The sequence below is a fragment of the Enterobacter sp. NFIX58 genome (genome assembly GCF_900110475.1).
GTDB classification, from domain to species: Bacteria; Pseudomonadota; Gammaproteobacteria; order Enterobacterales; family Enterobacteriaceae; genus Enterobacter; species Enterobacter quasiroggenkampii.
This window is the reverse complement of record NZ_FODW01000002.1, coordinates 313,677-339,469: the sequence shown is the minus strand read 5'-3', so window position 1 is coordinate 339,469 and position 25,793 is coordinate 313,677. Positions and strand designations below refer to the sequence as shown.

At 53.1% G+C, this 25,793-nt stretch carries 14 protein-coding genes; 6 read left to right on the top strand and 8 right to left on the bottom strand.

From position 1 onward, the window contains the following. Positions 1-9: 9 nt before the first annotated feature. From BMW97_RS11210 to BMW97_RS11185, 6 genes are all read right to left on the bottom strand, one after another. The gene (locus tag BMW97_RS11210) at positions 10-8,247 is read right to left on the bottom strand and encodes a two-partner secretion domain-containing protein (protein WP_090392764.1); all 8,238 of its coding nucleotides are present in this window, start codon (positions 8,245-8,247) and stop codon (positions 10-12) included. Between the two features lie 14 nt (positions 8,248-8,261). Beyond that, a complete protein-coding gene (locus BMW97_RS11205) occupies positions 8,262-9,998 on the bottom strand; it encodes a ShlB/FhaC/HecB family hemolysin secretion/activation protein (protein ID WP_045909927.1) in 1,737 nt (578 codons plus the stop codon). 17 nt (positions 9,999-10,015) lie between these two features. Further along, on the bottom strand, positions 10,016-10,927 hold the full coding sequence (locus tag BMW97_RS11200; RefSeq protein WP_223539535.1) for a fimbrial protein: 912 nt from the start codon (positions 10,925-10,927) through the stop codon (positions 10,016-10,018). Between the two features lie 105 nt (positions 10,928-11,032). Beyond that, positions 11,033-13,615, bottom strand: a complete 2,583-nt coding sequence (locus BMW97_RS11195; protein WP_090392762.1) for a fimbria/pilus outer membrane usher protein — start codon at positions 13,613-13,615, stop codon at positions 11,033-11,035. 32 nt (positions 13,616-13,647) lie between these two features. After that, positions 13,648-14,382, bottom strand: a complete 735-nt coding sequence (locus BMW97_RS11190) for a fimbrial biogenesis chaperone (protein ID WP_080474241.1) — start codon at positions 14,380-14,382, stop codon at positions 13,648-13,650. A 63-nt stretch (positions 14,383-14,445) separates the two neighbouring features. Beyond that, positions 14,446-15,006: a fimbrial protein gene (locus BMW97_RS11185; RefSeq protein WP_045909925.1), complete on the bottom strand. Its 561-nt coding sequence runs from the start codon at positions 15,004-15,006 to the stop codon at positions 14,446-14,448. A 449-nt stretch (positions 15,007-15,455) separates the two neighbouring features. On the opposite strand from BMW97_RS11185, the gene speB reads away from it, so the two are divergent. After that, positions 15,456-16,376 carry an agmatinase gene (gene speB, locus BMW97_RS11180; protein WP_008499737.1) on the top strand — a complete coding sequence of 307 codons (921 nt, stop codon included), beginning with the start codon at positions 15,456-15,458 and terminating at the stop codon, positions 16,374-16,376. Positions 16,377-16,426: 50 nt separating this feature from the next. On the opposite strand, the gene BMW97_RS11175 is transcribed toward speB, so the two are convergent. Continuing rightward, entirely contained in the window at positions 16,427-17,695 is a 1,269-nt protein-coding gene (locus tag BMW97_RS11175) for an OprD family outer membrane porin (protein WP_045909924.1), read from the bottom strand. Between the two features lie 209 nt (positions 17,696-17,904). After that, positions 17,905-18,663, bottom strand: coding sequence for a metalloprotease LoiP (locus BMW97_RS11170; protein WP_021242066.1), 759 nt, complete (start codon positions 18,661-18,663; stop codon positions 17,905-17,907). 272 nt (positions 18,664-18,935) lie between these two features. Between BMW97_RS11170 and tkt the strand changes: the two genes are divergently transcribed. The 5 genes from tkt (at position 18,936) to BMW97_RS11145 (ending at position 25,698) form a co-directional block, all read left to right on the top strand. Further along, positions 18,936-20,927 (top strand): transketolase, encoded by a 1,992-nt coding sequence (tkt, locus tag BMW97_RS11165; RefSeq protein ID WP_045909923.1) that lies wholly within the window; start codon positions 18,936-18,938, stop codon positions 20,925-20,927. A gap of 325 nt (positions 20,928-21,252) precedes the next feature. Further along, a complete protein-coding gene (gene epd, locus BMW97_RS11160) occupies positions 21,253-22,272 on the top strand; it encodes an erythrose-4-phosphate dehydrogenase (RefSeq protein ID WP_045909922.1) in 1,020 nt (339 codons plus the stop codon). A 49-nt stretch (positions 22,273-22,321) separates the two neighbouring features. Continuing rightward, a complete protein-coding gene (pgk, locus tag BMW97_RS11155) occupies positions 22,322-23,485 on the top strand; it encodes a phosphoglycerate kinase (protein ID WP_008499732.1) in 1,164 nt (387 codons plus the stop codon). Positions 23,486-23,577: 92 nt separating this feature from the next. Then, positions 23,578-24,657, top strand: a complete 1,080-nt coding sequence (gene fbaA / locus BMW97_RS11150; RefSeq protein WP_008499731.1) for a class II fructose-bisphosphate aldolase — start codon at positions 23,578-23,580, stop codon at positions 24,655-24,657. A 186-nt stretch (positions 24,658-24,843) separates the two neighbouring features. Continuing rightward, the gene (locus BMW97_RS11145) at positions 24,844-25,698 is read left to right on the top strand and encodes a small-conductance mechanosensitive channel MscS (RefSeq protein ID WP_045909921.1); all 855 of its coding nucleotides are present in this window, start codon (positions 24,844-24,846) and stop codon (positions 25,696-25,698) included. Positions 25,699-25,793 lie beyond the last annotated feature (95 nt).

Genomic DNA, 25,793 nt, shown 5'->3' with positions numbered 1-25,793 from the left:
CCTTTTGTTTTAGCTGTACTGCTGGTCGGTGAAGGTGATGGTCACCGGGGCATAGATATTAATCGGTCGATCGATTTGCAACGCCTTCCACTGGGGACGCACGTTCATCGCACCTTTGCTCATGTCGCCGTTCCACTGCTTGTGTTCCGGCGTTTTCGGCATATCCATCCCGGTTTGACCGGTGGACGATCCCGGAGAGAGCTTAACGTCATCGCCTTTAGTGTTGCTGGACGGCGCAACGCCGTTGGTCATGTCGCCATTCCACTGCTTGTGCTCCGGCGTTTTCGGCATATCCATCCCGGTTTGACCGGTGGACGACCCCGGAGAGAGCTTGACGTCATCGCCTTTGGTGTTGCTGGACGGCGCAACGCCGTTGGTCATGTCGCCATTCCACTTCCTGTGGTCCGGTGTTTTCGGCATGTCTTTACCGGTTTTAGCCGTCGCGGAGCCCGGAGAAAGCACCGGATAGTGAGTTTCCGGTACGGCCCATTTCTTCACTGGCGTAACCGTTGCGGCCTCTGGTTTTGCTTTTGGCGTCAACGGCTGAGACGCTGACGGCACGACTTTCGGCACGGCTTCACTGTGTGCTGTTTCAGACGCGACGGCCTCTTTATGCACCACCGAAGAGGCGGACGTGGAGGTCGTTGACGCCGTCGTTTTCTCAACCGTCATGTGCTGAGAATCGGACGTGGTGCGCGTCGTCGTTGTCGTGGTCTGCTGCGCTGAGCCCGGCTTAGTCGGCGTGCACTTGTGTGGACAACCGCCACCGCCCGTATGGCCGTCATCCGGCACCGCTGGCGTATCGCTGTCTGCGTCAGCGCCGTTTTTCTTCTTCTTGCGGATGCCCGGATCGGCGAGCGTGTAGGAGATGTTATTTCCTGCTTCTTTCTCATCACGCGTCACGGTCGACATTGCCTCTTTATCGGCGTTGAGCTCACCGTTTACCGCCGCGCTGGTCGTGTCACCCACTGCGATGGTGGATTTCTGCGTTTCGTTGTAGTGAATTTCATCCACGGTATCGACGTAGATGTTCGCAGACGGCACGACGGCCTTTTTGTCCTTCACGCTCAGGCCGATACCGCCGCCGCCGTACAAACCATCCTGCTCAACGTGGTCTTCCAGCGTTTTCGCATTAATATCGCCTGCAACGTTCACCGAGCCCGAGCCGTCCTGAGACACCAGGTTGGCCCCGGTCATGTTCAGGTCGCCGCCGGTTTTGACATTCAGTTCGCCCGAGGTATTGATACCGGATTGCTTCGCTGTTTTAGCCGAATCGTAACTCTCGGAGCCTCCGCCCCCGTTTACGGATACGTTAGGGATAACGCCTGTCGACGTGCCCGATATGCCCACCGAGGCGCCCCAGTTACCGCGGCTGCTTTCGGTGTGCTCGGTATCCTGTACGGAGGTGACAGTCATGTCGCCCGCGACATTCACATCGGCCTTCGCAGCATCAATGTTAGCGCCCTTCATGTGCATATCACCGCCCGCGTTCACCGTCACATTTTCGCCGGTGAGGGTACTGTTCTGGTACGACGTCGAGCTGCCGGAACCGTGCTCCGTACTGCCGTTGTAATCGACCGAAACGCCGCCGCTTATGCCGGTAATATCCACGCCTACGCCTGCGGTAATACCGCCTTTGTGTTTGTCGGTTTCACTGGTGTAAGAGGTTGTTGATTTCGCCGCGTTGATGTCCACATCGCCACCCGCATTGATCTCCGTATTCTGCGAGTTCACGTTCACGCCGTTGAGCGTGGTATCGTTGGTCGAATTAATGCTGACGTTTTTAGCATTGATATTGGTGATGTTCTCCGCCGTTGCGGTGCTCGTTTCTTTCGTTTTCGTCGTGTTACCGCCGAAAGTGACGGAGGCGCCAGCAAGATCGTTCAACAGGATGTTGGACACATCGCCCAGCACTTCCGCCGTCGTGGTTCCGCCGTTAATTGACTGACCTTTCTGCGATTTATCAATCAGATTACCGGTTTTGTCGATCGCGTCAGCTACGGCACTGTGAGCCTCACCTGAAATACCGACAAAGCGGTCTTTGTGTGTGGTGGTGGTTTTGGTTTCATCCTCGTATTTGGTGCTGGCGACATCCTGCGCGTTAATGCTGAGCTTATCGCCGGCTGAAAGGTCAGCGCCGCCAATATCCGCCGTTTTTCCTGCATTCACGGAACCGGAATCGGCAAAATTAATGGACGCGTTGGTGTTCTGCTTGCTCTGGGTCGACACGGTATCGGTCGTGTCTTCCATACCCACCCTGAAACCTGCCGTATCGGTGATCGGCGCGCGGCCAGGTTTGTCGCCAACCGCGGAGGTTTCAGAGCTACCGCCCGCGCTGGAGTAGTCGCCAGAGGTGGTATTTTTTGTAGTGCCCTCATTTTTGCCGTAGGACACCGAGGCGGATTTACCGCCACCGCTGATTGAGGCATCGGCAATAAACTGGCGAGACTGCGTGGTTTGTTCCTGAACGGACACGTTTTCAGAGGTTTTTATCTCAACGTTTTCTGCCGCATTGATGGCGCCGCCGTTGGCGTTAATGCTGCCGCCTTCCATGACCACATTCTTGCTGGCATCAATCTGAACGTTACCGCCAGCCTTGATGGTTGAGCCGATAGCTTCCCCGCTGACCGTTTTGGTGTCGGTGGTGGTATAGCTGGACAGACCGGTGATCTCGGTATTGATGGTACGGGTAGAATCAATCTGATGCAGGTCGTTGAAGGTGACGTCACCTTCGCTTGCCTTCATGGTCACGTCCTGGCCTGCCGTAATATCCGCCGCGTTGGAGGTGATAGTTTTCGCCTGCATATTGATACTGCCGCCAGCGGTGACGCCGTCATCGTGCGCATGAATCATCTGCTTGCCGTCTTCGCCGTGGCCGACAGACGCGGTCAGCGTGATGTCGCCTTGTTCAGCCTTCATGTCAATGTCGCCACCGGCGTTCACTGCCGCACCGTTAGAGGCAATGCTGCCCTTTTCCGACGTCATTGAGACGTTATTACCCGCAGAGATGCCGGCATTCGTCGCGTTGCTGATGTTTTTGATATCACCCTCGGCCACCAGCGTAACGTCACCCCGGGAGGAGAGGGTACCGTTCACGTTGTTGATGGCGGTGGCATCAACAGACAGGCTATTCCCGGCAGCGATGGACGCTGTGCCATTGCTGATATCACCGGAAGCCAGCTGACGAAGGGTTTCAGGGCAAAGGTAGACTACCGGTACCAGCACTTCCGTCCCTTTGATGTTTTGGCTCACGAACCAGACGATATCCTGGGTCAGCCCATTGCGCTGCTCTTCGCTCAGGGGTTGGCCCACCACCAGATTCAGATCGCTGTTTTTCGCCGCAATTCCGGCGTTATCCATCAGATTCTGCACCAGCGCATCGCCTTCGAGACCGTCTCGTATCGCAAACATGCTGCCCACGGAGCGGCTGATCTCTCGACGAATCAATTCGGAGATGAAGTAGTTATCCCCAATGACGTTAACGGTCTCGGTGGTGGTGTAATCCACCTTGTCGAAATAGTAGTCAGAGCCGCTGTACTGGCTCTGGTCGATCATTTCCGGGCGCGTTTCGAAAATTGGAATGATGTGGTTGGCCGGGCCGCTGTATTCGGTACCGTTTTTCGCCGCCGCGGAGGCTTTTTTGAATTCGTCTGTGACTTCAAACATCCCCGGCAGGGAGACCAAATCCTTTATGGTCGGCAGCGGGCTAATCCCCATGGCCAGCTCTTCCAGCGTTTTGGTATTGACGGCAACATCATAGCCCGCAATGACCGTATCTACGCTGTAGTCACCCACGTCGATATTCTGAACAGTGGCGTTCTCTCTGATCGTACCCGCGTTCGCCAGGCCGTTATCCAGGGTGCCGCCATTATGCGTGAAGTTACGACCCGCCGTGATTTCGCCTTTTTCAGACGGCACAAAGTAGATCATATTTTTCTTCAGTGAGTTAGTGCTGGCATCACCGTCGTTGAGACTGTGCCATGCTGCGCTCAGGGTACCGTACTCCTGCGCGTTCCACGTTTCGCCAAACACTTTGCTCATGACATAGCTGAGCTGGGTTGAGGTATTTGCGGCGTCGATCAGGGATTTATAGCTACGATCTCTGTTCGGATCCTCGCTGCCGCTTTTGGTCTCGGGCTCGCCGTCGCCAAAGACGAAATCGAGATATTGATACAGCGAGCTGAAGGTCAGCGTCGTGTAGTGCTCCGATGCCACCTTCCAGAAGTCGGTCAGCACGATCGGTTCATTGAGCGTGAGGTGCAGATAATCATACATCGATTCCGACGTATATTTTGGCGAGTTCAGAAGATTACCGGTAATGGTGATATCACGTCCCGCCTGGATCAGGCCGCCGGTATTTTTGATCTCTTTGTCCGCGAAGATATCGCGCTGGTTGATATTGATATCTTTGCCCGCGCTGATTTCGCCAAGTTTGTCCATGGCGATATCGGAGCTCAATACCGGAATGTGCAGCACCGTGGTGATGCTGACCTGCGTCATCACGTTATCTACACCGGACCACTGGCCCACTGCGTCCTGCGTTTGGGTTTGCGAAATCGTGCCGCCCGTATAGGTGCTTTGGTTTTCCAGATAGGCTGCATCAATATTAATATTTTGCTCGGAGCGAATGATCCCGGCGTAGTTAATCAGGCTTTTCGCGATGAGCGACATGTCGCCCATGCTCAGAATGTTGCCCGTAAAGTCATTCACAAAGGTGCCATTGCGGACATCAATATCCATCTGCCCCAGCGACCAAAGCAGGCTGTTACTGTTGTTCGTCATCCCACCGGCATGGATGTGCATATCCCCGCCCGTCACGACAGACTTGCTGTTGACAAATTTACCGTCTGCCTGCAGCGTCAGGTTGCCAATCACTTCCATCATGGTGTTATTGAACAGGGAGCCTTCGGTGCTCAGCGTCATATCATGACCCGCGCGGATATTACGGGTCATGTCATCCAGGGTGAGGGAATCTTTCACCCTGAGCATTAAATCATGACCCGCTTCGAGGATGCCGCTGGTGTTATTTAGCGTGTCAAGGTTGAGATTCATGTCGTTTCTGGCGACCGTTACGCCAGATTCATGATTATTCAGTTTCGACGCGTTGATCGTGACGTTATTACCGGCGATCAGACCATTTCTTTCGTTGGTGATCGTTCCTCCGGCCACATTAAGGGTGGTGTTATTTGCCCCAGAAATCACTGCCGCGTCAGAGTTGATCACATTGTGAGCGACGTTAAGAGACAAGTCGCTTTGCGTCGACACAATCACCGCCTGTTCGGTGTTGGCCAGGTTTTGCGCGTTAATCGTGATGTCGCCGCCCGCCACGATAGTGGACACTGACTGCTGTCCATCATCAGCGGTGATACTGCCGAGATTACTCAGCGTGTCGGCAACTATCTCCAGCGGTCCATTAACGGCCTGGATGATGCCCGCCGTGCGGTTTGTCACAACGCCAATGGCGTTCAGGACCGTTTTCATATTGGCGGAGATCACCGCGCTGTCGCTGTTGACGAGGGACTCAACGTCTTCAATCGTCAGATTACGCAGCGCAACCAACACATGATCTTCGCCGTTGTTGGTCAGGTTTTTAACGTTGCGGATGATCAGATCCAGGCCCGCCTGAACCACACCTTCGTTTTTCAGGTCGTCAACGTCGTCGATCGCAATGGTCCCGTTGCCGATCATCACGGCGCGGTTGTTTAACGTTTTCACGCCGCTGATAGTCAGATCGCCAGCAGAGGCAATCACCGCATCGCTGCTGTTGTTAAGCGTGGTTGCTCCCGCGATGGAGAGAGCGGCATCCGATTTAATCATCGAGGCGCCGCTGTTATTCAGGGTACCTACGTTTCTCAGCGTGGTGTTTTCTGCGCCGAACAGGGTTGCACCTTCAGTGTTATTGAGGGTGTTCACATCGGACAATGACAGCGTGCCGTCAGAAATCACAAAGCTGCCGGTGTTATTGAGCGTGTTGAGATGGGTCAGTTGCAGCGTCTTGCTGGCATACAGCGTGGCGGCGTTCAGGTTATCGACGGCGCTAACGCGGTCGAGCGTCAGGCTACCGGCCTGAATCGTTGAGGCGTCGTTAAGCAACGATGTTGCTGAAACGGAGAGGTTTTCTCTTGCCGCGATCAGTGCGTCATGCGTGTTTGCAAGGGTGGAAATTCCGCTGGCATGGACATTTTCGCCCTGGAGCAGCCCATCGTTATTGTTTACAGCCAGCGCGCCGTCGCCATTTAGGGTCAGATTCTTTCCGGCAACAATGCTGCCTTTTTGACTGTTCAGCAGCGCTTTTTTGACATCAAGCTGCATGTCTGTGCCCGCACTCAGCGTGCCGCCCTGGTTTTTCAGATTCTCGGTGGCGATGGTCAACTTCTCGCTCGCGCTGACGCTGCCGCGGTTACTGACGGTTGCACCGGCCTTACGGGTACTGGCGGAGACATTACGCCCTGCAATACGTCCGGTATTGCTGAGGGTGTCACCGCCGGATGCCAGCGTCACGTCATGCTTGTTGCTGGCAATGGTGCCGTCGTTGACGATATTACCGTCGGCATCAATAAAGATCAGCGCATCGTTACCGCTCAGGGTACCGCTGTTTGACACATCACCGTTGACGTTAATGCGCACCTCACCGCTATCCGCACCGATATGACCACTGTTGTTAAGGGCGCTGGCGGTCATGACCAGATTGTTATCCGCGTAGAGGCGGCCTGCATTGTCAAGATGACCGACAGACAGCGTCTGGGCGTTGCTGGCATAGAGAATGCCATTGTTCTTCATCGAACCTGATGCAATCCGGATATCCCCTGTGGCGCTGACGGAACCCTTGTTTTCAAACGCGCCGGTGAGGTTGAACTGAAGCGTTCCTTTCTTCGCGAGAATAACGCCTTCATTGTTGGTCATGCTGCCCGCAGTGATGTTGATATCACCACTGTTGCTGACGACCTCCGCGTCGGAGACGAGGGTACTGAATGGCACCTGCTGGCCATTCTGAATGACGACAAAATCGCCATTTTTTAACGTAACGACGCCACCGGAAATGACGGCTCCGTTAGCATCCAGCGCCTTGAGTTTGCCGGAAAGGGTGTACTGCCCGGCAACATTAATCTGAATCGCGGGAACCGCTGTCGTCGCACTGTTTTGCGCGAGGATCGCAGCCGTGTTTTGCAGCAGGGTAGACGCATCAATGCGGATGGTACCGGTACGGGAGATCAGGTCGTTATTCACCGTCAGGCCGGAGAGGGCATGCAGGATAATATTATTCTGCGCTTCGGTGCTCCCGGCGCCGCTGCTGTTTTTATTGAGGGCAATATTGTTGCCGCTGACGGTGACGTTTTTGTCGCTGCGTATGCCTGTCAGCGTCACGTCGCCGTTAGCGCTGATCTCAATATCATCCGTGGCTATGATACTGCCCTGGTGACGGACGCCTGCGCCGGACTCGGTACTGATAAGCTGAATTTTACCGCCGTACATCGACCCCATTGCCCGACCATCAATCGCGACATCCGGTGCGTGTCCGTCACCCGCATTGCGAACGCTATGCGCGCGGCTGGAGAGGTCGTAGTCGTTCTGGCCCGCAACAACCTTGATGTCGGCCTGACCCGCAATTTCACCTTCCAGTTGAGCGCTGCGGCTGACGATGTCGAAGTAAGTCAGCCCTTCGGTAGAAATACCTTGTCCCGTAACAGAAACGTTACCTTTCTCAACCGCAAGTTTATAGTTGCCGTCCTCTTTCATCTGTACCTTACCGGTACTCAGCGTCAGGCTGTTGGCATTAATGGTGGTGGCGCCGTTAACGCTAATGCCGTTTTCGTTGGCAACGATCACGTCCGCTTTTCTGCCAAAGACTTCCATCGTGCCGTTAATATAGGACGCCTGGGCACCCGTCACTTCACTGATAATGGCTTTTGCTTCATGCTCAAGCTGGGCGTTTTTAACCGTATAGCCCCCGATCTTAGACACGCCATCCTGCATGCTGTTGTTAAAGATCAGACCATTTTTATCAACGTTAAACTGGTCAAATTTATTCAGTGAAACACCTTTCGCATTCGGATCGGTGATATTCACGACTGGTGTGCCGTTAGCCGCCTGGCCCATGGTTGGCCCTTTACTCTGGCTGGCATCCGGCACCGTCGCGGCTTCGGCATTAGCGGCGAGGATACCCGCTATCGAAATAAAAAGGGGACAAAGGTGTTTATGCAAATTCCCAGCGGTTAGCTTCGTTTTTGAAGTTTTATTATTGCTCATAAAAATTCCTTAAATTAGAAAGTTACTTCCATCTTGTAATAAACGACCGTGTTATCGACGGTATTCTCTTCCAGTGAATCTGGTTTTTTTATAGGCCAGCCCGCGAGGACATATGTTGAGAAATGGCTACCGGTAGCTTTAATTCCGACCGAGCCACCCATCATGAATTGGCTGTCACATACGTTGACGCCTTTAGGGCAATTATCTTTGGCAAAGCCCAGGTCATAACCTAAATAGGGAATAAGCTGATAAATACCGCCGATGCCAATATCAAAAGGAAACTGCAGCGTATTGGCGATCCAGCCGCCGCTATCAACCAGCAGGCTATCGTCCTTAAAGCCGCGCACGGTGAATTCATCGCCCAGCGTTAATTTGGCATCGCTGACCAGGACGTGCGGGGTGTACTGGAACCCGGCGTTGAGTTCATAGACGCCACCGAGACGGCCAGCCTGAAAAAGCGGACGCGTCCAACTGGCAATGCCGTTGTACTTGACGTAATCAAGGTCAAATCCTTTGAGGTCGGCATCGTTTTTCCAGGCAGAACCGAACCAGGGAACCGCCGCCGTCACGCCCACATCGCCATAGAACCAGCCGTTCATCAGGGCACCGACCCACGTTGCGCCTGACGAAATCGCGGTATAGGTTTTAGAGCTCACGTCTATACGGTGGTTTTCAATGCTGTTGTCGCTGTTACGTCTTTCGACTTTTGCCCACCAGCTGGTTTTACCCGTGGCGTTACGGCCCAGCATGCGGCTGATACGCAGTGAAGCGCGGTCTGAATCTCCGTCAGACGCGTAGCTGGCGTTATTGCCGGCAAGGGTTTTATCGTAGCTGGATTTGTAATAAAGCGCGTCGAATGACCAGTAACCCAGCGGGATGCTGTAACTCGTTGACCACGAGTCCTGATTATCCTGGTTATTTTTCAGGTTATTCCATGAATAATATACGTTGAAAATATCATTGATACCGGCAATGTTTTTAGCGGTTACGCTGCCATAATACTGCTGCCAGCCGTCAGCCTTAATGCCAGAGTTGTTAAGCCCCGCGGCAACGGAAAGGGGGAACTCAGGCTCGTGCCGCAGATTAAGATCGGAATAGCTGTTTACAATCGACGGCTGAATATCAATATTGTCTTTGGGATAAACGCGCAGCAGGTTTTCGACCATCTGATCGATATCCTGCATGTTCAGAATCTTGTCTTTCGCAAAGGGGTAGGCAGTGAACAGGCGCGTGCGTTCACGGAGAGACGGTTCATGCCCGTTAACCTTAAGATCGTTTATTTTTCCCCACAGCACCCGTAGAGAGAGCGTACCCGTTTTGATATTGCCTGGCTCAATACCAATCAGCGTTGTGGCATAACCGCGAGAAATATAAAAATCGGTCAGCTCTTTAACCAGTTCAAATATTTCTGTTCTGCCGAGCATTTTGCCTTCATAGCGATCGATAATCGCCTGACGCAGTGGCGAACCGTCAAACAGGACATCATCAAGAATAACGATATGATTGATCTGAAATCGCCAGCTCGAGTCGCTGCTGGTCAGGGTTTCTTCTCCGGCTTCACGCAATTTTTTTTGTTGCTGGATTAACCGTTCGTTCCGCTTGGCTTCTTCTATTAATGCCTGGCTGGTTTGTCTTTCGAGACGATCCAGTTCCTGTTTATTTTGCTGGCCGGGAAGTGCCGCCGCCGTAGCGTGAGCCAAAGGAATGAGCGGCACTAATAAAAGCGCATATTTTGAAAAACGCTGAAGCACGAATCTCTCCTAGATAATTATTTTATAGCCATGGTGTATTGAATTGCGCCGACTACCCTGCCAGCACTTAATGAATTTGCGCGATTAACTTCTGTAGGAACGTAAATCTGAGCCTGATAGTTTTTCGTTAATCGGGATGAAACCGGGAAAACAATTTCTTTCCCAAGAATAAGAGACGTTGAGACATAAGGACTTGATTTTTCGTAAACCATAATCGCGAAGTTTTGGGCGTAGCCTTCGCCGGTCTCCACCCCCAGAATACCGCTCGATTCTGCGAATTTTGTCCCGAGCATAGAAGAGATAGTTAAGCCAACCTGTTCCTGTTTCGGGCAAGTGATGGTAATAGAAAAGTCTTTTTTATCGCCTTGGTAATTTTGCGTGTTCTGGAATGAGGCAATACTGTAGGTCCCTAAATTGACGTTTGTCGACGAGGGATAAATGGAGCATGAACGCGTATTCACTTTAATCGGTACTGATAAATTGATAGTAAGAATACGAAGCTCATCCTCTGGCGTGAGCAAAGGTTTGACTTTTACGTTAACCATTTCACCGGCAGGGATCTCGGTTTCACCCTGATTAATGGTGCCGGTCTGAACAAACTCCAGTAGCACCGTGCTGTTATCGATTGAACAGCTCGGACTACAGGTCACAGGAGAGCCGGAGTTACCCGGTACCCAGGCGTTTCCGGTATTGGCTGGCCATTTCATCCGAATACCAATGCCCGGAATTTCGGTTGCATAGACTTTATCTATCGAGGAAGAGAGATAATTTCGGCTGTATGCAGTGTGCCACTGCGTTTGCGTTGATTCATCACAGCTATATTTGATGTTAGGTGCGGTATAGGTTTTAGACCATAATACCGTTCCTGCGGAGCCTTTATCCGCAGGGTTCAGCGTAATGTTGTCTGTGATATTTAACACCTTTTCCACACCGTCGATTCTGCACGCTGAGGCTTTTACTTCAAGGCTAAATATCCATAACAGTGATAATATAAGGAGATAAAGCAGAGTTGTAATGTATTTATTCATTTTCTCTTAAAGGCCTTTGCAGATAATATCTATTGCATCAAAGGAGGTGGCTTTATTCATATTGCGGTTTTTTCTGTTATCAGAAAGGTGATTGACCTCTGCTGAGCACGTATTCATCACCTTATTGCTTTTCCATTTAATAACGATCGGCTTGCCAGATTCAGGCAAGGTCAACATTGCCAGGCCACCCTGGCCGACCATACCGAGCGTGGCGTCGCTACCGTCGGAAATGGATGCGCCGAAGGGTATCTTCTGCCCGGAGGCATGTGTGAAGCGCACAAAGGTCTGTTGCTTCTGCTGCGTTTCCATTTTGATATGCACGGCGGCACCCGCGGTGGGCACAATGCTCTTACGCGTATCCTCGACGTCGACGCTCATTGATGTACCTTTTGGATCAATGAAGACATCGTTGTATCGGTAAGGTGTCAGATAGCCGACAATGCCATAGCCGTTATCTTTAATGACCGCATTTGAATCAGGGTAAACTCTTGCCCCTTCAGCGCCTTTGGCCTCGATTACGCCAATGGTGTCGCCTAACGTTGGGGTCAAATTGATGCCGCCACGGTGCACAACCACGCCACCGTTCATATTCAGACCGCCCATGAAGCTGTGGAGGGACTGGCTGAACGCGACGCCGCCGGAAGCGCTATCGCCCACGTAAGAAAGGTTGGTACCGAAGTTGGTTTCCGGCCTGCTGGACTCGCTGAAGTAGCCGCTGAAGCCATACTGTGAGCGCTCGCCAGCCGAGCCGCTGAGCGAGGTGCGGATGGTGGCCTCATCGCTGTTGTAGCTAAAGTTCGCCCCCAGGCGGGCCTGTTTCTCATAACGATGGCCAAGCGGCATGGATACGCTCAGGTAGATCGTATCGTCATGACCACCGTCTTCATTATTGGTTCGGCCAAGTGAAATACCCCAGGTCGACGTGCCAAACCGGTTGTTGTATCCCAGCGCGTAGTTGGATTTTTCCGTGCGGCCCAGTTCATCGTTCCAGATGTTGCCGATGAAACCACTGACGTAAAAACTTCCCCAGCCCGCAGGCAGCATCTGGTTGATGTTTGCTTCCAGGCGTTCACGGTAGCGCTCGGGTAAATATCGGTCGTTACCGTGCTCCAGCGCCTGCTTCACGCTGACGGCATCCGCCAGCGAGTAGTAATCTTTACTGGAGTAGCGGTAACCTACCAGGCTGAAGTTTGTACCGGTTTCTGAAAGGTTTTTAGCAAGACTGATTCGCAGGGACATGTCACACAGTGAACCGCAGTCATCGCTCCCCATACCTGTGTTAAAGTTCGTATAAGAGCGGGTAACGTCCAGACCTAATGCCCCGAGCGGGGTATTGATGGCCACACCACCCAGCAGGGCGTTGTAATCGCCATCAAACGCGGTTTGCGCACCCACGTACCCCGTCAGATTATTCAGCAGACCGTACTGAAGCGTGCCCTCGGTCATCCATGGCGCATCGGCAAGATACGTATTACGCATTTCCCCCGACGAGAGCGAATAGCGGAAGTAACCTTCGCGCAGCAGCTGCGGAACGCTGGAGTAGGGGACCGTAAAGGTGTTGATGGTGCCATCCGTCTCTTTGACGGTGACCTCCAGATCGCCGTTGTAGCCTGTTGCATAGAGATCGCTGATGGCAAACTCACCCGGCGGCACCACTTTTTCGTAGAGGGTGCTGCCGGACTGCTTGATGGTGACTGTGGCGTTGCTGTTGGCAAAACCCCGTACAACAGGCGCGTAGTAGCGCACGGAGTCCGGCAGCATGCGATCGTCGGTGGCAAGCCTTGCGCCGCGAATGGCCGTTGTATCAAACATCTCCCCGCTGGTGTTGAGATCGCCCAGCACCACTTCAGACTGCAATGCTGCAATCCCCCGGCTGGCAAATGCCTGCAGATGATCGACCCCCTCATCGTCAATATCGTTGCCGAGGTTCAGGGTGTCATAGGTCACAAAACGCCACGCCCCGAGGGTCATCGCCGTTTGCAGGTTACCAAAGAGATAGTTGCTGGTTTCGCCCAACTCACGGTTGCGCGTGCTTGAACCACTCAGCGCATAGGAGGCCATGAGGGTAGGTTCACCGTCGTCCCATAGCTCAGGGCTGATGTATCCCTCCGGCGTATTAAGCAGCATCGCTTGCGGGACGGTGACGTCCAGACGCTCATCATCCTGGTTGTAGGTCACGGTTGCGCCGGGCACAAGTGTTTCAAGGATCAGGCAGCGGCCCGTCTTCCAGTTTTCCGGCAGTTTGCGGGTATCGACGTCAAAGCGGATAATCATTTCAGGCGTCATGCAGGCATTTACGCCCTGCTTATTTTTTGCCGGAATAAATGAAATGGGCCAGGTGCCTAATTTCCGCAGGTTGCTAAATACTTCCAGTTTGTAATCTCCGGGCTGGATTTTATCTACCCCGTCGAACTGGCTAAGGTCTAACCCACTGTTATAGAAATTCATAAAGCCGCGAGAAAAGTTTACCGCTTTTTTCTCTGCTTCGGCGTTAGCCTGGCCTGAAACGCACAATGCCAGAATAATGATCTGGCCAAGGGTACTTTTCGCTTTTTTGAGAAGCCTGTATTTATTATGGCGTGCGGACATTTAACCTTCCCAAAGGTAGAACGTATAAAATATTAAAAGTTATAAGTGCGCTTAATATATGCGCCTAAATCAGTGATATAGTTGTATTTAAATATGCCGCGTCCGCTCACTGCGCTGACCTGCGGAAAGTGATAAACCAGCGTTCCATAAGGGACAATCATGTCACCCGGGATCTCGATGTCTTTATTGTCGGCATTCGTCAGCCAGACGCTGGTCATGCTCACGTGGAAAGGTGAGTTATTGGTTCCCACCACGTCGTAGCCTTTTGCCGCTTTACGCAATTCCCACTTCAGATCGTCGCCCGCCTGCATGGGATTGCCCTTCAGGCCCGCTGGGCGATAGAAAAATTTGATCATTGTGCGGAACGCCATTTTTATCTGGTTCTGATCCGCCTCTTCAGGCAGTTCTGGTGGAATATCCAGCACGTTTAGCCAGAGCAGCGTTTCGCGATCTTTCGGGTATTTTCCTGCGGCTTCCGCTGTCTGGAAGATACGGAAAACTTTCCCTTTTTGACCGTTAACGCGCGCAGCGGGAGGGTTGATAAAGAACGGAAGGTTTTCCTTCTCTGTTCCATCGGTTTTATCGGTGCTGGAAAGCCATACCTGCACCAGCTCCGGGTTTTTGCTGAGGTTATTCACGCGAACGGTTTGTTCACTCTCGTTTGCATTGAATGCCACGCGAGTCGTTAAAATTTGTATAGTGGCGTTGGCGCAGGGGAACCACGTCAATGTCACCATTAACATCACTTTCAAAATATTACTGACCATCAGGCTCAACGTTCCTATATGTGGCAGGGAAAGCAGTGGGATAAATCCCACTGCTTAGAGGTATTACTGGTACTTAATGGAATAAACGACGTCAGTGGTGACTTTACCGGCCGTCGCCGCACCGCCGGTGGCAACGTATTGCGCCCAGTAGTCGAAGCGAGCGGTATTACCTGTAATGGTCGCTGTTTTCGGGCTGTTGTTTGCGGTGTTCAGGTTCATAACCGCTTTGCTGGAATCTAACAGGCCGATTTCAACTTTATCGGCACCGCCCGTCGTGACGGTGTTTCTCAGGTTACCGGTGGTGGCGTTGATATTGGTGCTCTGTGCCAGTTCGAAGAAGACGCTGGCGACTTTGTTGTTGGTGCAATTTGCACCGCTCAGTTTAATGAAGAATGGCGTGTCACCCGCGCGTTGACCAGCTGTTGCCAGCGCGGTGGTGCTGACGCTTGGCAGATGCACGGTGAAATCAGGAGAGGTTGATTCACCCTGTGCATCACCGCCTGTAATAGCACAGGTTGCGTCACTGATAGTACCGTCAAAGGTAATCGTGCCATCTTCTGCCGCTGCTGCAGAACCCGCTCCCGCCAGAATGGTAAAAAGACCAATTTTTAAATATTTGTTCATAAGTAATTCCATTTAGAAATAAATTTTAATAAAGCGGCGGGATTGTAGGGAGTAAAAAAAGAGAAAACTACACGCTATAACTAAATAAAATCCGAATTCGGACTATCTCATGCTGTTTATGTATGTATGAATGTGTTATGGAAAGACTTTACTCTTGAATTATAAGGGGGGAGCCCGTAATGGGAGCATTTAAATATTCATTGGGGAAATATTAAGAATGTAAAGATTATAATATTTTTATGGCTATTGTTTTATTCGATGAATGGTAAGAGTTGGCTATATAATTTGTATTTATGAGTCGCTTGAATTTAATGGAGTCAGGCGCTATTCTTAGCGCCATACAGCATTACGATATGAAACGATCCCTTCCTCGTCGGGCTTAACGACGCGGAAGGGATTTTTTTTTCACCTTTAGCAACGATCGTCTATCTATGATACGAGGACAGGACATGAGCACTTTAGGTCATCAGTACGATAACTCTCTGGTATCTAACGCGTTTGGTTTTTTACGCCTTCCGATGAACTTCCAGCCGTACGACAGTGACGCGGACTGGGTGATCACCGGCGTGCCGTTCGACATGGCAACGTCAGGCCGTGCGGGTGGGCGTCATGGCCCGGCGGCGATCCGTCAGGTTTCCACTAACCTGGCCTGGGAGCACAACCGTTTCCCGTGGAACTTCGACATGCGCGAGCGCCTGAACGTGGTGGACTGCGGTGACCTGGTGTATGCCTTTGGTGATGCGCGTGAGATGAGCGAAAAGCTGCAGGCCCACGCCGAGAAGTTGCTGGCTGCCGGTAAGCGCATGCTCTCCTTCGGCGGCGACCACTTCGTGACCCTGCCGCTGCTGCGTGCCCACGCGAAGCACTTCGGTAAAATGGCGCTGGTACACTTTGATGCGCATACCGACACCTACGCGAACGGCTGTGAGTTTGACCACGGCACCATGTTCTTTACCGCGCCGAACGAAGGTCTGATCGACCCGAATCATTCCGTGCAGATCGGTATTCGCACTGAGTTCGACAAAGATAACGGCTTCACTGTGCTGGATGCGGGTCAGGTTAACGACCGCGGCGTGGATGACATCCTCGCGCAGGTGAAGCAGATCGTGGGTGATATGCCTGTGTATCTGACCTTCGACATTGACTGCCTGGATCCGGCATTTGCACCGGGTACAGGTACCCCGGTAATCGGCGGCCTGACCTCAGACCGCGCCATCAAGCTGGTGCGCGGCCTGAAGGATCTCAACATTGTCGGGATGGACGTGGTGGAAGTGGCGCCTGCGTACGACCAGTCCGAGATCACTGCGCTGGCCGCAGCGACCCTGGCACTGGAAATGCTCTACATCCAGGCAGCCAAAAAAGGCGAATAAGCCTCTTCTGGCGTAAAAAAACCTCTCCCTGGAGAGGTTTTTTATTGCCTTTAGAACACGTTAAACGGGTATTCCACGTAAGCGCGGATCTCGTCCCCGCCCACGTTATAGTCGCTGGCGTTGCTGGAGACGCGCAACACGGAATAGCGCAGTTTCAGTTTCAGATCCTTCGCCGGGCCATCCTGCACCTGGTACTGGATCTGGTTAAACCACTCGTGCTCTTTGCCGTTACTGGTTTCAGCGGTTTTGATGTTGTCCCCGCGCACGTAGGCGGTGGTCCAGCTCAGACCCGGCAGGCCAAGGCCGCCAAAGTCCAGACCGTAGGATGCCTGCCAGGAACGTTCATCTTCGCCGTTAAAATCAGACCAGTAGGAGTTTGCCAGCCAGATGGTGTTACCGCCATCACCCACGCCGCCCTGATCGCGGTAGCCGCCGTAGTTGTAGCCGGTGCTGCCGCTGCTCTGCTGGTACGCCACTTTGAACGTGTGAATATCCCAGATGTAGCTCGCCGCCAGGCTCCAGATAGCGTTGCTGCGGCCCGTATCGAGGCTGTCCGCGTAACTCTGATCGAGACGGGAGTTATAGCCGTTGAAGTCGAGCACCAACTGCTGCCCGGTGCTGAACGGCTGTTTGAAGTTCAGGCCCAGATACTGCTTGTTCATCACCTCTTCATTGTGAGAGGCGTAAAACGCGCCGCTGAACTGATCGTTGAACTGGTAGCTCGCGCCGCCGAAGGAGAGGCTCTTCAGCCCGCTGTCGTGGCGGTCGTCACTTTTACGCTGCTCGTCGGTGAAATAACCGGCGTTAATTTCCAGACCGTCGATCTCTTTTGAGGTCAGCATAGCGCCGGTGTAGCTTTCAAAGAGCAGGCGAGAGCTGTCGGCATTGACGATGGGCAGCTCAGGACGCTGATTCCCGTAGCTCAGCACGGTATTCGATATGCGCATTTTGGCGGTTGCGCCAAACTTTGCCAGATCGGATTTTGCCCGGCCGTCGTCTTCCTGCTTAAAGAAGTCGATGCCGCCTGCGCCGCTCTTGCCGCGACCGCCGTCCAGGCGCACGCCGTATTGAGCAATACCGTCCACACCAAAGCCCACCAGCCCTTCGGTATAGCCGGATGCAAACGTGGCGATGAGCCCCTGACCCCATTCGGCTTTGTCCTGCTGGCCCTGATGATAATCACGGCTGATATACGCATTGCGTAAAAACAGGTCCAGATGGCTGTCGTCAATAAAACCCTGGCTGTCGGATTGCTGGCTTGCAGCGGCAGGTAATGCGGAAAATAAACTTAAAGCAATTAATGATAATTCTTTTTTCACGGAGGGAACGTCTCTGTCTGGATATATTAATTGAATAACTGCAGGGGTGATAATTACCGGAAAAAGTGACCTTTGCAATAATTATGTGACCAGACATTTCAATATGACAGGGCAGGTTTGGCGGGGCTTTCAGAGGTGTTATCGATACGTGCTGTTAAGTTAACAATTCATGCGAAATAAAAAGGAGGCAAAACTGCCTCCTTCTGAAATTATTTAATTCCGTCTGCGGCCATACGGTCGCGAATATGCTGTGCGCGCTCTTCTGAGGCAGGGTGATCGTCAAACATTGAGCTTTGACGTCCTGCTTCCAGTTTGGCCAGTTTTTCAAAGCTGGTGGCTAAACCGGATGGATTAATGCCGCGTTTGCGCAACAGATCGTAGGAGTAGTCATCCGCTTCGGACTCCTGACGCTGGGAGAACTGGGAGTTCACCAGTTTTTCACCCACGTCGCCAAGCTGTGACTGGGACAGGCTGCCAACGATACCGCCTGCTGAGGCCGCCGCTGCGCGGATGGCATTGGTGCCTAAGGCAACCTGCATCCCTTTCTTCACGTGGCCCAGCGCAACGTGGCCCATTTCATGGCCGATGACCGCTTCCACTTCGTTGTCGGTCATCATATCCATGAGGCCGCTGTAAACGCGGATACAGCCGTTCGCCATCGCGAAGGCGTTGACGTCTTTCGCCATGTAAACCTTGTAGTTCACCGGCTGGCCGTTGATGTTATCGCCCAGCGCGGAAGCAATCTTATTCAGACGCTGCGTGTAGGTACTGTTAGCCGGCGCAAGCGTGGCTTTTCCGTCCATATCTTTACAGGCCTGGTCGCTCAGCGCTTTTACCTGCGCATCGCTCAGGGAATAGGCCTGAAAGGCCTCTGCGCCTGAGGTCATCAGGCCGTTAGAATCCATATTCTGACAGCCGCTCAGCAGGAGCGTTGTACCCAGGGCCAGCACTATTGCACGCATTTTCATGAGGTTGCTTCCGTACTCGTTAATCTGAATAAAATCCGAAAAGTGCACCGTCAGCGAAGCCGGTGTCGGGCTAAGTATAAGGAATATCTACAGGGCCGGGCGAGCAGATTGCGCAACATGCGAGCATGATCCAGAGATTTCTTAAGCTGCAAAAGAATGGTCCATGTACATGGCATGCCGCTTGGGTTACATTGTTGGCACTTTTTTCCGGCGTAGCCCAAAACGCGCTGTCGTCAAGGGCATGGCCTTTAACAGTCCGATCTGGAGTTAAAATGTCCTCACGTAAAGAGCTTGCTAATGCTATTCGTGCGCTGAGCATGGACGCAGTACAGAAAGCCAAATCCGGCCACCCAGGGGCCCCTATGGGTATGGCTGATATCGCCGAAGTCCTGTGGCGCGATTTCCTGAACCACAACCCGCAGAACCCGTCATGGGCTGACCGCGACCGTTTCGTACTGTCTAACGGCCACGGCTCTATGCTGATCTATAGCCTGCTGCACCTCACCGGCTACGATCTGCCTATCGAAGAGCTGAAAAACTTCCGTCAGCTGCACTCCAAAACTCCAGGTCACCCGGAAGTGGGCTACACCGCTGGCGTAGAAACCACCACCGGCCCGCTGGGTCAGGGTATTGCTAACGCTGTGGGTATGGCGATCGCTGAGAAGACCCTGGCGGCGCAGTTCAACCGTCCTGGCCACGACATCGTTGATCACTTCACCTACGCGTTCATGGGCGACGGCTGCATGATGGAAGGCATTTCTCACGAAGTGTGCTCCCTGGCAGGTACCCTGAAGCTGGGTAAACTGGTTGCGTTCTATGACGACAACGGTATCTCCATCGACGGTCACGTTGAAGGCTGGTTCACTGACGACACCGCTGCACGTTTCGAAGCCTACGGCTGGCACGTTGTGCGTGGCGTTGATGGCCACGATGCTGACTCGATTAAACGTGCAGTAGAAGAAGCGCGCGCTGTGACGGACAAACCGTCCCTGCTGATGTGCAAAACCATCATCGGCTTCGGTTCTCCGAACAAAGCGGGTACGCACGACTCCCACGGCGCGCCGCTGGGCGACGCGGAAATCGCACTGACCCGCGAAGCGCTGGGCTGGAAATACCCTGCATTCGAAATCCCATCTGAGATCTATGCTCAGTGGGATGCAAAAGAAGTAGGCCAGGCGAAAGAAGCGGCGTGGAACGAGAAGTTCGCGGCTTACGCGAAAGCCTTCCCACAGGAAGCGGCTGAATTCACCCGTCGTATGAAAGGTGACATGCCGTCTGACTTCGACGCGAAAGCGAACGAGTTCATCGCTAAGCTGCAGGCGAACCCGTCTAAAATTGCGAGCCGTAAAGCGTCTCAGAATGCCATTGAAGCGTTTGGTCCTCTGCTGCCTGAGTTCCTCGGCGGCTCCGCTGACCTGGCGCCATCTAACCTGACCCTGTGGTCCGGTTCTAAGCCAATCAACGAAGACACTGCCGGTAACTACATCCATTACGGTGTACGTGAATTCGGTATGACTGCGATTGCCAACGGTATCTCCCTGCACGGTGGTTTCCTGCCGTACACCTCTACCTTCCTGATGTTCGTTGAATATGCGCGTAACGCCGTGCGTATGGCGGCGCTGATGAAACAGCGTCAGGTGATGGTTTACACCCACGACTCCATCGGTCTGGGCGAAGACGGTCCAACTCACCAGCCAGTAGAGCAGGTGGCTTCTCTGCGCGTAACCCCGAACATGAGCACATGGCGTCCGTGTGACCAGGTTGAATCCGCGGTAGCGTGGAAATACGGCGTTGAGCGTCAGGACGGTCCTACCGCGCTGATCCTCTCCCGTCAGAACCTGGCACAGCAGGAGCGTACGCCAGAGCAGCTGGCGAACATCGCTCGCGGTGGTTACGTGCTGAAAGATTGCGCGGGCCAGCCAGAGCTGATCTTCATCGCTACCGGTTCTGAAGTTGAACTGGCTGTTGCCGCATGGGAAAAACTGACTGCCGAAGGCGTGAAGGCGCGCGTGGTCTCCATGCCGTCTACCGACGCGTTCGATAAGCAGGATGCCGCTTACCGTGAATCCGTACTGCCTAAAGCGGTTTCCGCTCGCGTGGCAGTGGAAGCGGGTATCGCTGACTACTGGTTCAAATACGTGGGCCTGAACGGCGCTATCGTCGGCATGACCACCTTCGGTGAGTCTGCTCCGGCAGAGCAGCTGTTCGAAGAGTTCGGCTTCACCGTTGAGAACGTTGTCGCGAAAGCGAAAGAACTGCTGTAATCGCCGTTTTGCCCGGTGGCGCTACGCTTACCGGGTCTACAAATGGCTCGAAAGTAGGCCGGGTAAGCGCTAGCGCGCCACCCGGTTTTTTTTGCGTCATTATTCCACCGAAAATGTGACGCAAGTCATATAGCTCGCTTATTCATCTGGACAGACATTCCTTTTATTCCCCGATTCGCTTATTCTTGCTGAAGCGTTTCAGTCGATTAAATGTTCGACAATTGACCAATCAATCGCAGTTTGTGACAGCAAGGATTCCCCTTCGGGCGTAGCTGGATTACTCTTTCAGCCACCTCACACTCAGGGATTGCTTTGCAGGAGATCTATGACCGTACGCGTAGCGATTAATGGCTTCGGTCGCATCGGGCGTAATGTGGTTCGTGCTTTGTATGAATCCGGACGTCGGGCGGAAATAACCGTGGTGGCAATCAATGAACTGGCGGATGCTGCGGGCATGGCGCATTTATTGAAGTATGACACCAGCCACGGACGCTTTGCCTGGGATGTGCGCCAGGAAAGAGATCAGCTTTTTGTGGGTGATGACGCGATTCGTGTGCTGCATGAGAACAGCATCTCCGGGCTACCCTGGCGTGAACTGGGTGTGGATGTCGTACTTGACTGTACCGGTGTGTATGGCAATCGCGAACATGGCGAAGCGCATCTGACAGCCGGCGCGAAAAAAGTTCTGTTTTCTCATCCCGGCAGTAACGACCTCGACGCGACCGTCGTGTTTGGCGTCAACCAGCATGAGCTGCAGGCCGAACACCGCATTGTTTCCAACGCCTCCTGTACCACCAACTGCATTATTCCGGTCATCAAACTGTTAGACGATGCGTATGGCATTGAGTCCGGCACCGTGACCACGATTCACTCCGCCATGCACGATCAGCAGGTCATTGACGCTTACCACCCTGATTTACGGCGCACGCGTGCAGCGAGCCAGTCAATCATTCCGGTGGATACGAAACTGGCGGCAGGGATCACCCGAATTTTTCCGCAGTTCAATGACCGTTTTGAAGCGATTGCCGTGCGCGTCCCAACAATCAACGTCACCGCGATCGACCTTAGCGTGACGGTGAAAAAACCGGTAAAAGCCTGTGAAGTCAACCTGTTGCTGCAAAAAGCGGCACAGGGGGCATTTCATGGTATAGTTGACTATACGGAATTACCGTTGGTCTCAGTAGATTTTAACCACGACCCGCACAGCGCCATCGTCGATGGCACGCAAACGAGGGTCAGTGGCGCACACCTTATCAAGACGCTGGTCTGGTGTGATAACGAATGGGGCTTTGCTAACCGAATGCTCGACACCACGTTAGCAATGGCTGCTCAAGGTTTCAGGTAAGGCGCATCGTGCGTCTGCAAAACTTTAAGAATCAACGAGAGGATTCACCATGTCTGTAATTAAGATGACCGATCTGGATCTGGCTGGTAAACGCGTTTTCATCCGTGCCGATCTGAACGTACCGGTTAAAGATGGCAAAGTGACCAGCGACGCGCGTATCCGTGCATCTCTGCCAACCATCGAGCTGGCTCTGAAGCAGGGCGCTAAAGTGATGGTCACCTCCCACCTGGGTCGTCCAACTGAAGGCGAGTACAACGAAGAGTTCTCTCTGCTGCCAGTGGTTAATTACCTGAAAGACAAACTGTCCAACCCGGTTCGCCTGGTGAAAGATTACCTGGATGGCGTTGACGTAGCAGCCGGTGAACTGGTTGTTCTGGAAAACGTTCGCTTCAACAAAGGCGAGAAGAAAGACGACGAAACCCTTTCCAAAAAATACGCTGCACTGTGCGACGTATTCGTGATGGATGCCTTCGGTACGGCGCACCGTGCTCAGGCGTCTACCCACGGTATCGGTAAATTCGCAGACGTTGCGTGTGCCGGTCCTCTGCTGGCTGACGAACTGGAAGCGCTGGGTAAAGCACTGAAAGAACCTGCTCGTCCGATGGTCGCTATCGTTGGTGGTTCTAAAGTTTCCACCAAACTGACCGTTCTGGATTCTCTGTCTAAAATCGCTGACCAGCTGATCGTTGGCGGTGGTATCGCGAACACCTTCGTTGCCGCTCAGGGCCACAACGTGGGTAAATCCCTGTACGAAGCAGACCTGGTTGACGAAGCCAAACGCCTGCTGGGTACCTGTGATATCCCGGTCCCAACTGACGTTCGCGTCGCGACCGAGTTCTCCGAAACCGCAACCGCGACTCTGAAGTCTGTAAACGACATCAAAGACGAAGAGCAGATTCTGGATCTGGGCGACGTTTCTGCACAGAAACTGGCTGAAATCCTCAAAAACGCAAAAACTATCCTGTGGAACGGTCCGGTTGGCGTGTTCGAATTCCCGAACTTCCGCAAAGGGACTGAAATCGTTGCTAACGCCATCGCAGACAGCGAAGCGTTCTCTATCGCAGGCGGTGGTGACACCCTGGCAGCAATCGACCTGTTCGGTATCGCTGACAAGATCTCCTACATCTCCACTGGTGGCGGCGCATTCCTCGAATTCGTGGAAGGCAAAGTACTGCCAGCAGTAGCAATGCTCGAAGAGCGCGCTAAGAAGTAAGCCATTCAAGGGCAGGGAAACCTGCCCAATTTTCAGCGCGCTTTTAAGAGCTCGCACCTTTTCTAACGGCCGAAGATACAGGACTAAGCAACATGTCTAAAATTTTTGATTTCGTAAAACCTGGCGTTATCACTGGTGATGACGTACAGAAAGTGTTCCAGGTAGCTAAAGAAAACAACTTCGCTCTGCCAGCAGTTAACTGCGTGGGTACCGACTCCATCAACGCCGTACTGGAAACCGCTGCAAAAGTTAAAGCACCGGTTATCGTTCAGTTCTCCAACGGTGGCGCTGCGTTCATCGCAGGTAAAGGCGTGAAAACTGACATTCCTCAGGGTGCTGCAATCCTGGGCGCTATCTCTGGTGCGCACCACGTTCACCAGATGGCTGAGCACTACGGTGTTCCAGTTATCCTGCACACTGACCACTGCGCGAAGAAACTGCTGCCGTGGATCGACGGTCTGCTGGACGCGGGTGAAAAACACTTCGCGGCAACCGGTAAGCCACTGTTCTCTTCTCACATGATCGACCTGTCTGAAGAGTCACTGCACGAAAACATCGAAATCTGCTCTAAGTACCTGGCGCGCATGGCCAAAATGGACATGACCCTGGAAATCGAACTGGGTTGCACCGGCGGTGAAGAAGACGGCGTGGACAACAGCCACATGGACGCTTCTGCACTGTACACCCAGCCAGAAGACGTTGATTACGCTTACACCGAGCTGAGCAAAATCAGCCCACGCTTCACCATCGCAGCGTCCTTCGGTAACGTACACGGCGTTTACAAACCAGGTAACGTGGTTCTGACCCCAACCATCCTGCGTGATTCTCAGGAATACGTTTCCAAGAAACACAACCTGCCGCACAACAGCCTGAACTTCGTCTTCCACGGCGGTTCCGGTTCTTCTGCTCAGGAAATCAAAGACTCCGTAAGCTACGGCGTTGTGAAAATGAACATCGATACCGACACCCAGTGGGCAACCTGGGACGGTATCCTGCAGTACTACAAAGCGAACGAAGCTTACCTGCAGGGCCAGCTGGGCAACCCGAAAGGCGAAGACCAGCCGAACAAGAAATACTACGATCCACGCGTATGGCTGCGCGCAGCGCAGACGTCCATGGTGACCCGTCTGGAGCAGGCTTTCAAAGAACTGAACGCGATCGACGTTCTGTAATTTGAGCTGCTAGCAGCATCAGAAGGCCCGCAAATGCGGGCCTTTTTTTATGCTTTTTCAATACCCTGCCAGACCTGCTTTTGTGATCTGTTTGGCAAAACCGGTGCTTTTTGTTTACCCTTTACAGACCTGCCTGTCTCCATGGGGGATGGATTTTGTGTTTTGGTTTAACAAAAGGAAGAATAAATGGAACAACTCGATGTTGTAGACAGCATCAATAACGCCGGTAACTGGCTGGTGCGCAACCAGGCCCTGCTGCTGAGCTATGCCGTGAACATCGTCGCGGCGATTGCCATCATCATCGTCGGGATGATCGTGGCGCGTATTGTCTCGAATACGGTTAACCGCGTGATGCTGGCCCGTCACATTGATGCCACGGTGGCTGACTTCCTCTCCGCACTGGTGCGTTACGGCATTATCGCCTTTACGCTGATTGCCGCGCTGGGCCGTGTTGGGGTGCAAACCGCCTCCGTCATCGCCGTTCTCGGTGCCGCCGGTCTGGCTATTGGTCTGGCGCTGCAGGGCTCGCTTTCAAACCTGGCGGCAGGCGTTCTGCTGGTGACCTTCCGTCCGTTCCGCTCCGGCGAGTACGTTGACCTTGGCGGCATTGCCGGAACCGTGCTGCAGGTACAAATTTTCTCAACGACCATGCGCACCGTCGATGGCCGCATCGTGGTCGTGCCGAACGGGAAAATTATCGCGGGCAACATCATTAACTTCTCCCGTGAGCCGGTGCGTCGTAACGAACTGATTATCAGCGTGGCATACGACTCCGACATCGATCAGGTGAAGTCGCTGATTACCAACATCATTGCTTCAGACGAGCGTATCCTGAAAGACAAAGAGCAGACGGTTCGCCTGAATGAACTCGGCGCTTCCTCCATTAACTTTGTGGTGCGTATCTGGAGCAAAAGCAGCGATCTGCAAAACGTGTACTGGGACGTGCTGGAACGCATTAAGCGCGACTTCGACGCCAACGGCATCAGCTTCCCGTACCCGCAGATGGACGTAAACGTCAAAAAAGTCAAAGAAGCAGAATAACGTCACCCGTAGGCCCGGTAAGCGCTAGCGCCACCGGGCTTTATTTTTATAAGCTCCGCTAATACCCAATTAATATTATCCATTTCCTCTTATGT

Coding starts and splice junctions, on each gene's coding strand:
- BMW97_RS11195 (WP_090392762.1), bottom strand. CDS start 13,615: ATGTCCGCACGCCATAATAAATACAGGCTTCTCAAAAAAGCGAAAAGT.
- BMW97_RS11190 (WP_080474241.1), bottom strand. CDS start 14,382: ATGGTCAGTAATATTTTGAAAGTGATGTTAATGGTGACATTGACGTGG.
- pgk (WP_008499732.1), top strand. CDS start 22,322: ATGTCTGTAATTAAGATGACCGATCTGGATCTGGCTGGTAAACGCGTT.
- tkt (WP_045909923.1), top strand. CDS start 18,936: ATGTCCTCACGTAAAGAGCTTGCTAATGCTATTCGTGCGCTGAGCATG.
- BMW97_RS11210 (WP_090392764.1), bottom strand. CDS start 8,247: ATGAGCAATAATAAAACTTCAAAAACGAAGCTAACCGCTGGGAATTTG.
- fbaA (WP_008499731.1), top strand. CDS start 23,578: ATGTCTAAAATTTTTGATTTCGTAAAACCTGGCGTTATCACTGGTGAT.
- BMW97_RS11170 (WP_021242066.1), bottom strand. CDS start 18,663: ATGAAAATGCGTGCAATAGTGCTGGCCCTGGGTACAACGCTCCTGCTG.
- BMW97_RS11185 (WP_045909925.1), bottom strand. CDS start 15,006: ATGAACAAATATTTAAAAATTGGTCTTTTTACCATTCTGGCGGGAGCG.
- speB (WP_008499737.1), top strand. CDS start 15,456: ATGAGCACTTTAGGTCATCAGTACGATAACTCTCTGGTATCTAACGCG.
- BMW97_RS11145 (WP_045909921.1), top strand. CDS start 24,844: ATGGAACAACTCGATGTTGTAGACAGCATCAATAACGCCGGTAACTGG.
- epd (WP_045909922.1), top strand. CDS start 21,253: ATGACCGTACGCGTAGCGATTAATGGCTTCGGTCGCATCGGGCGTAAT.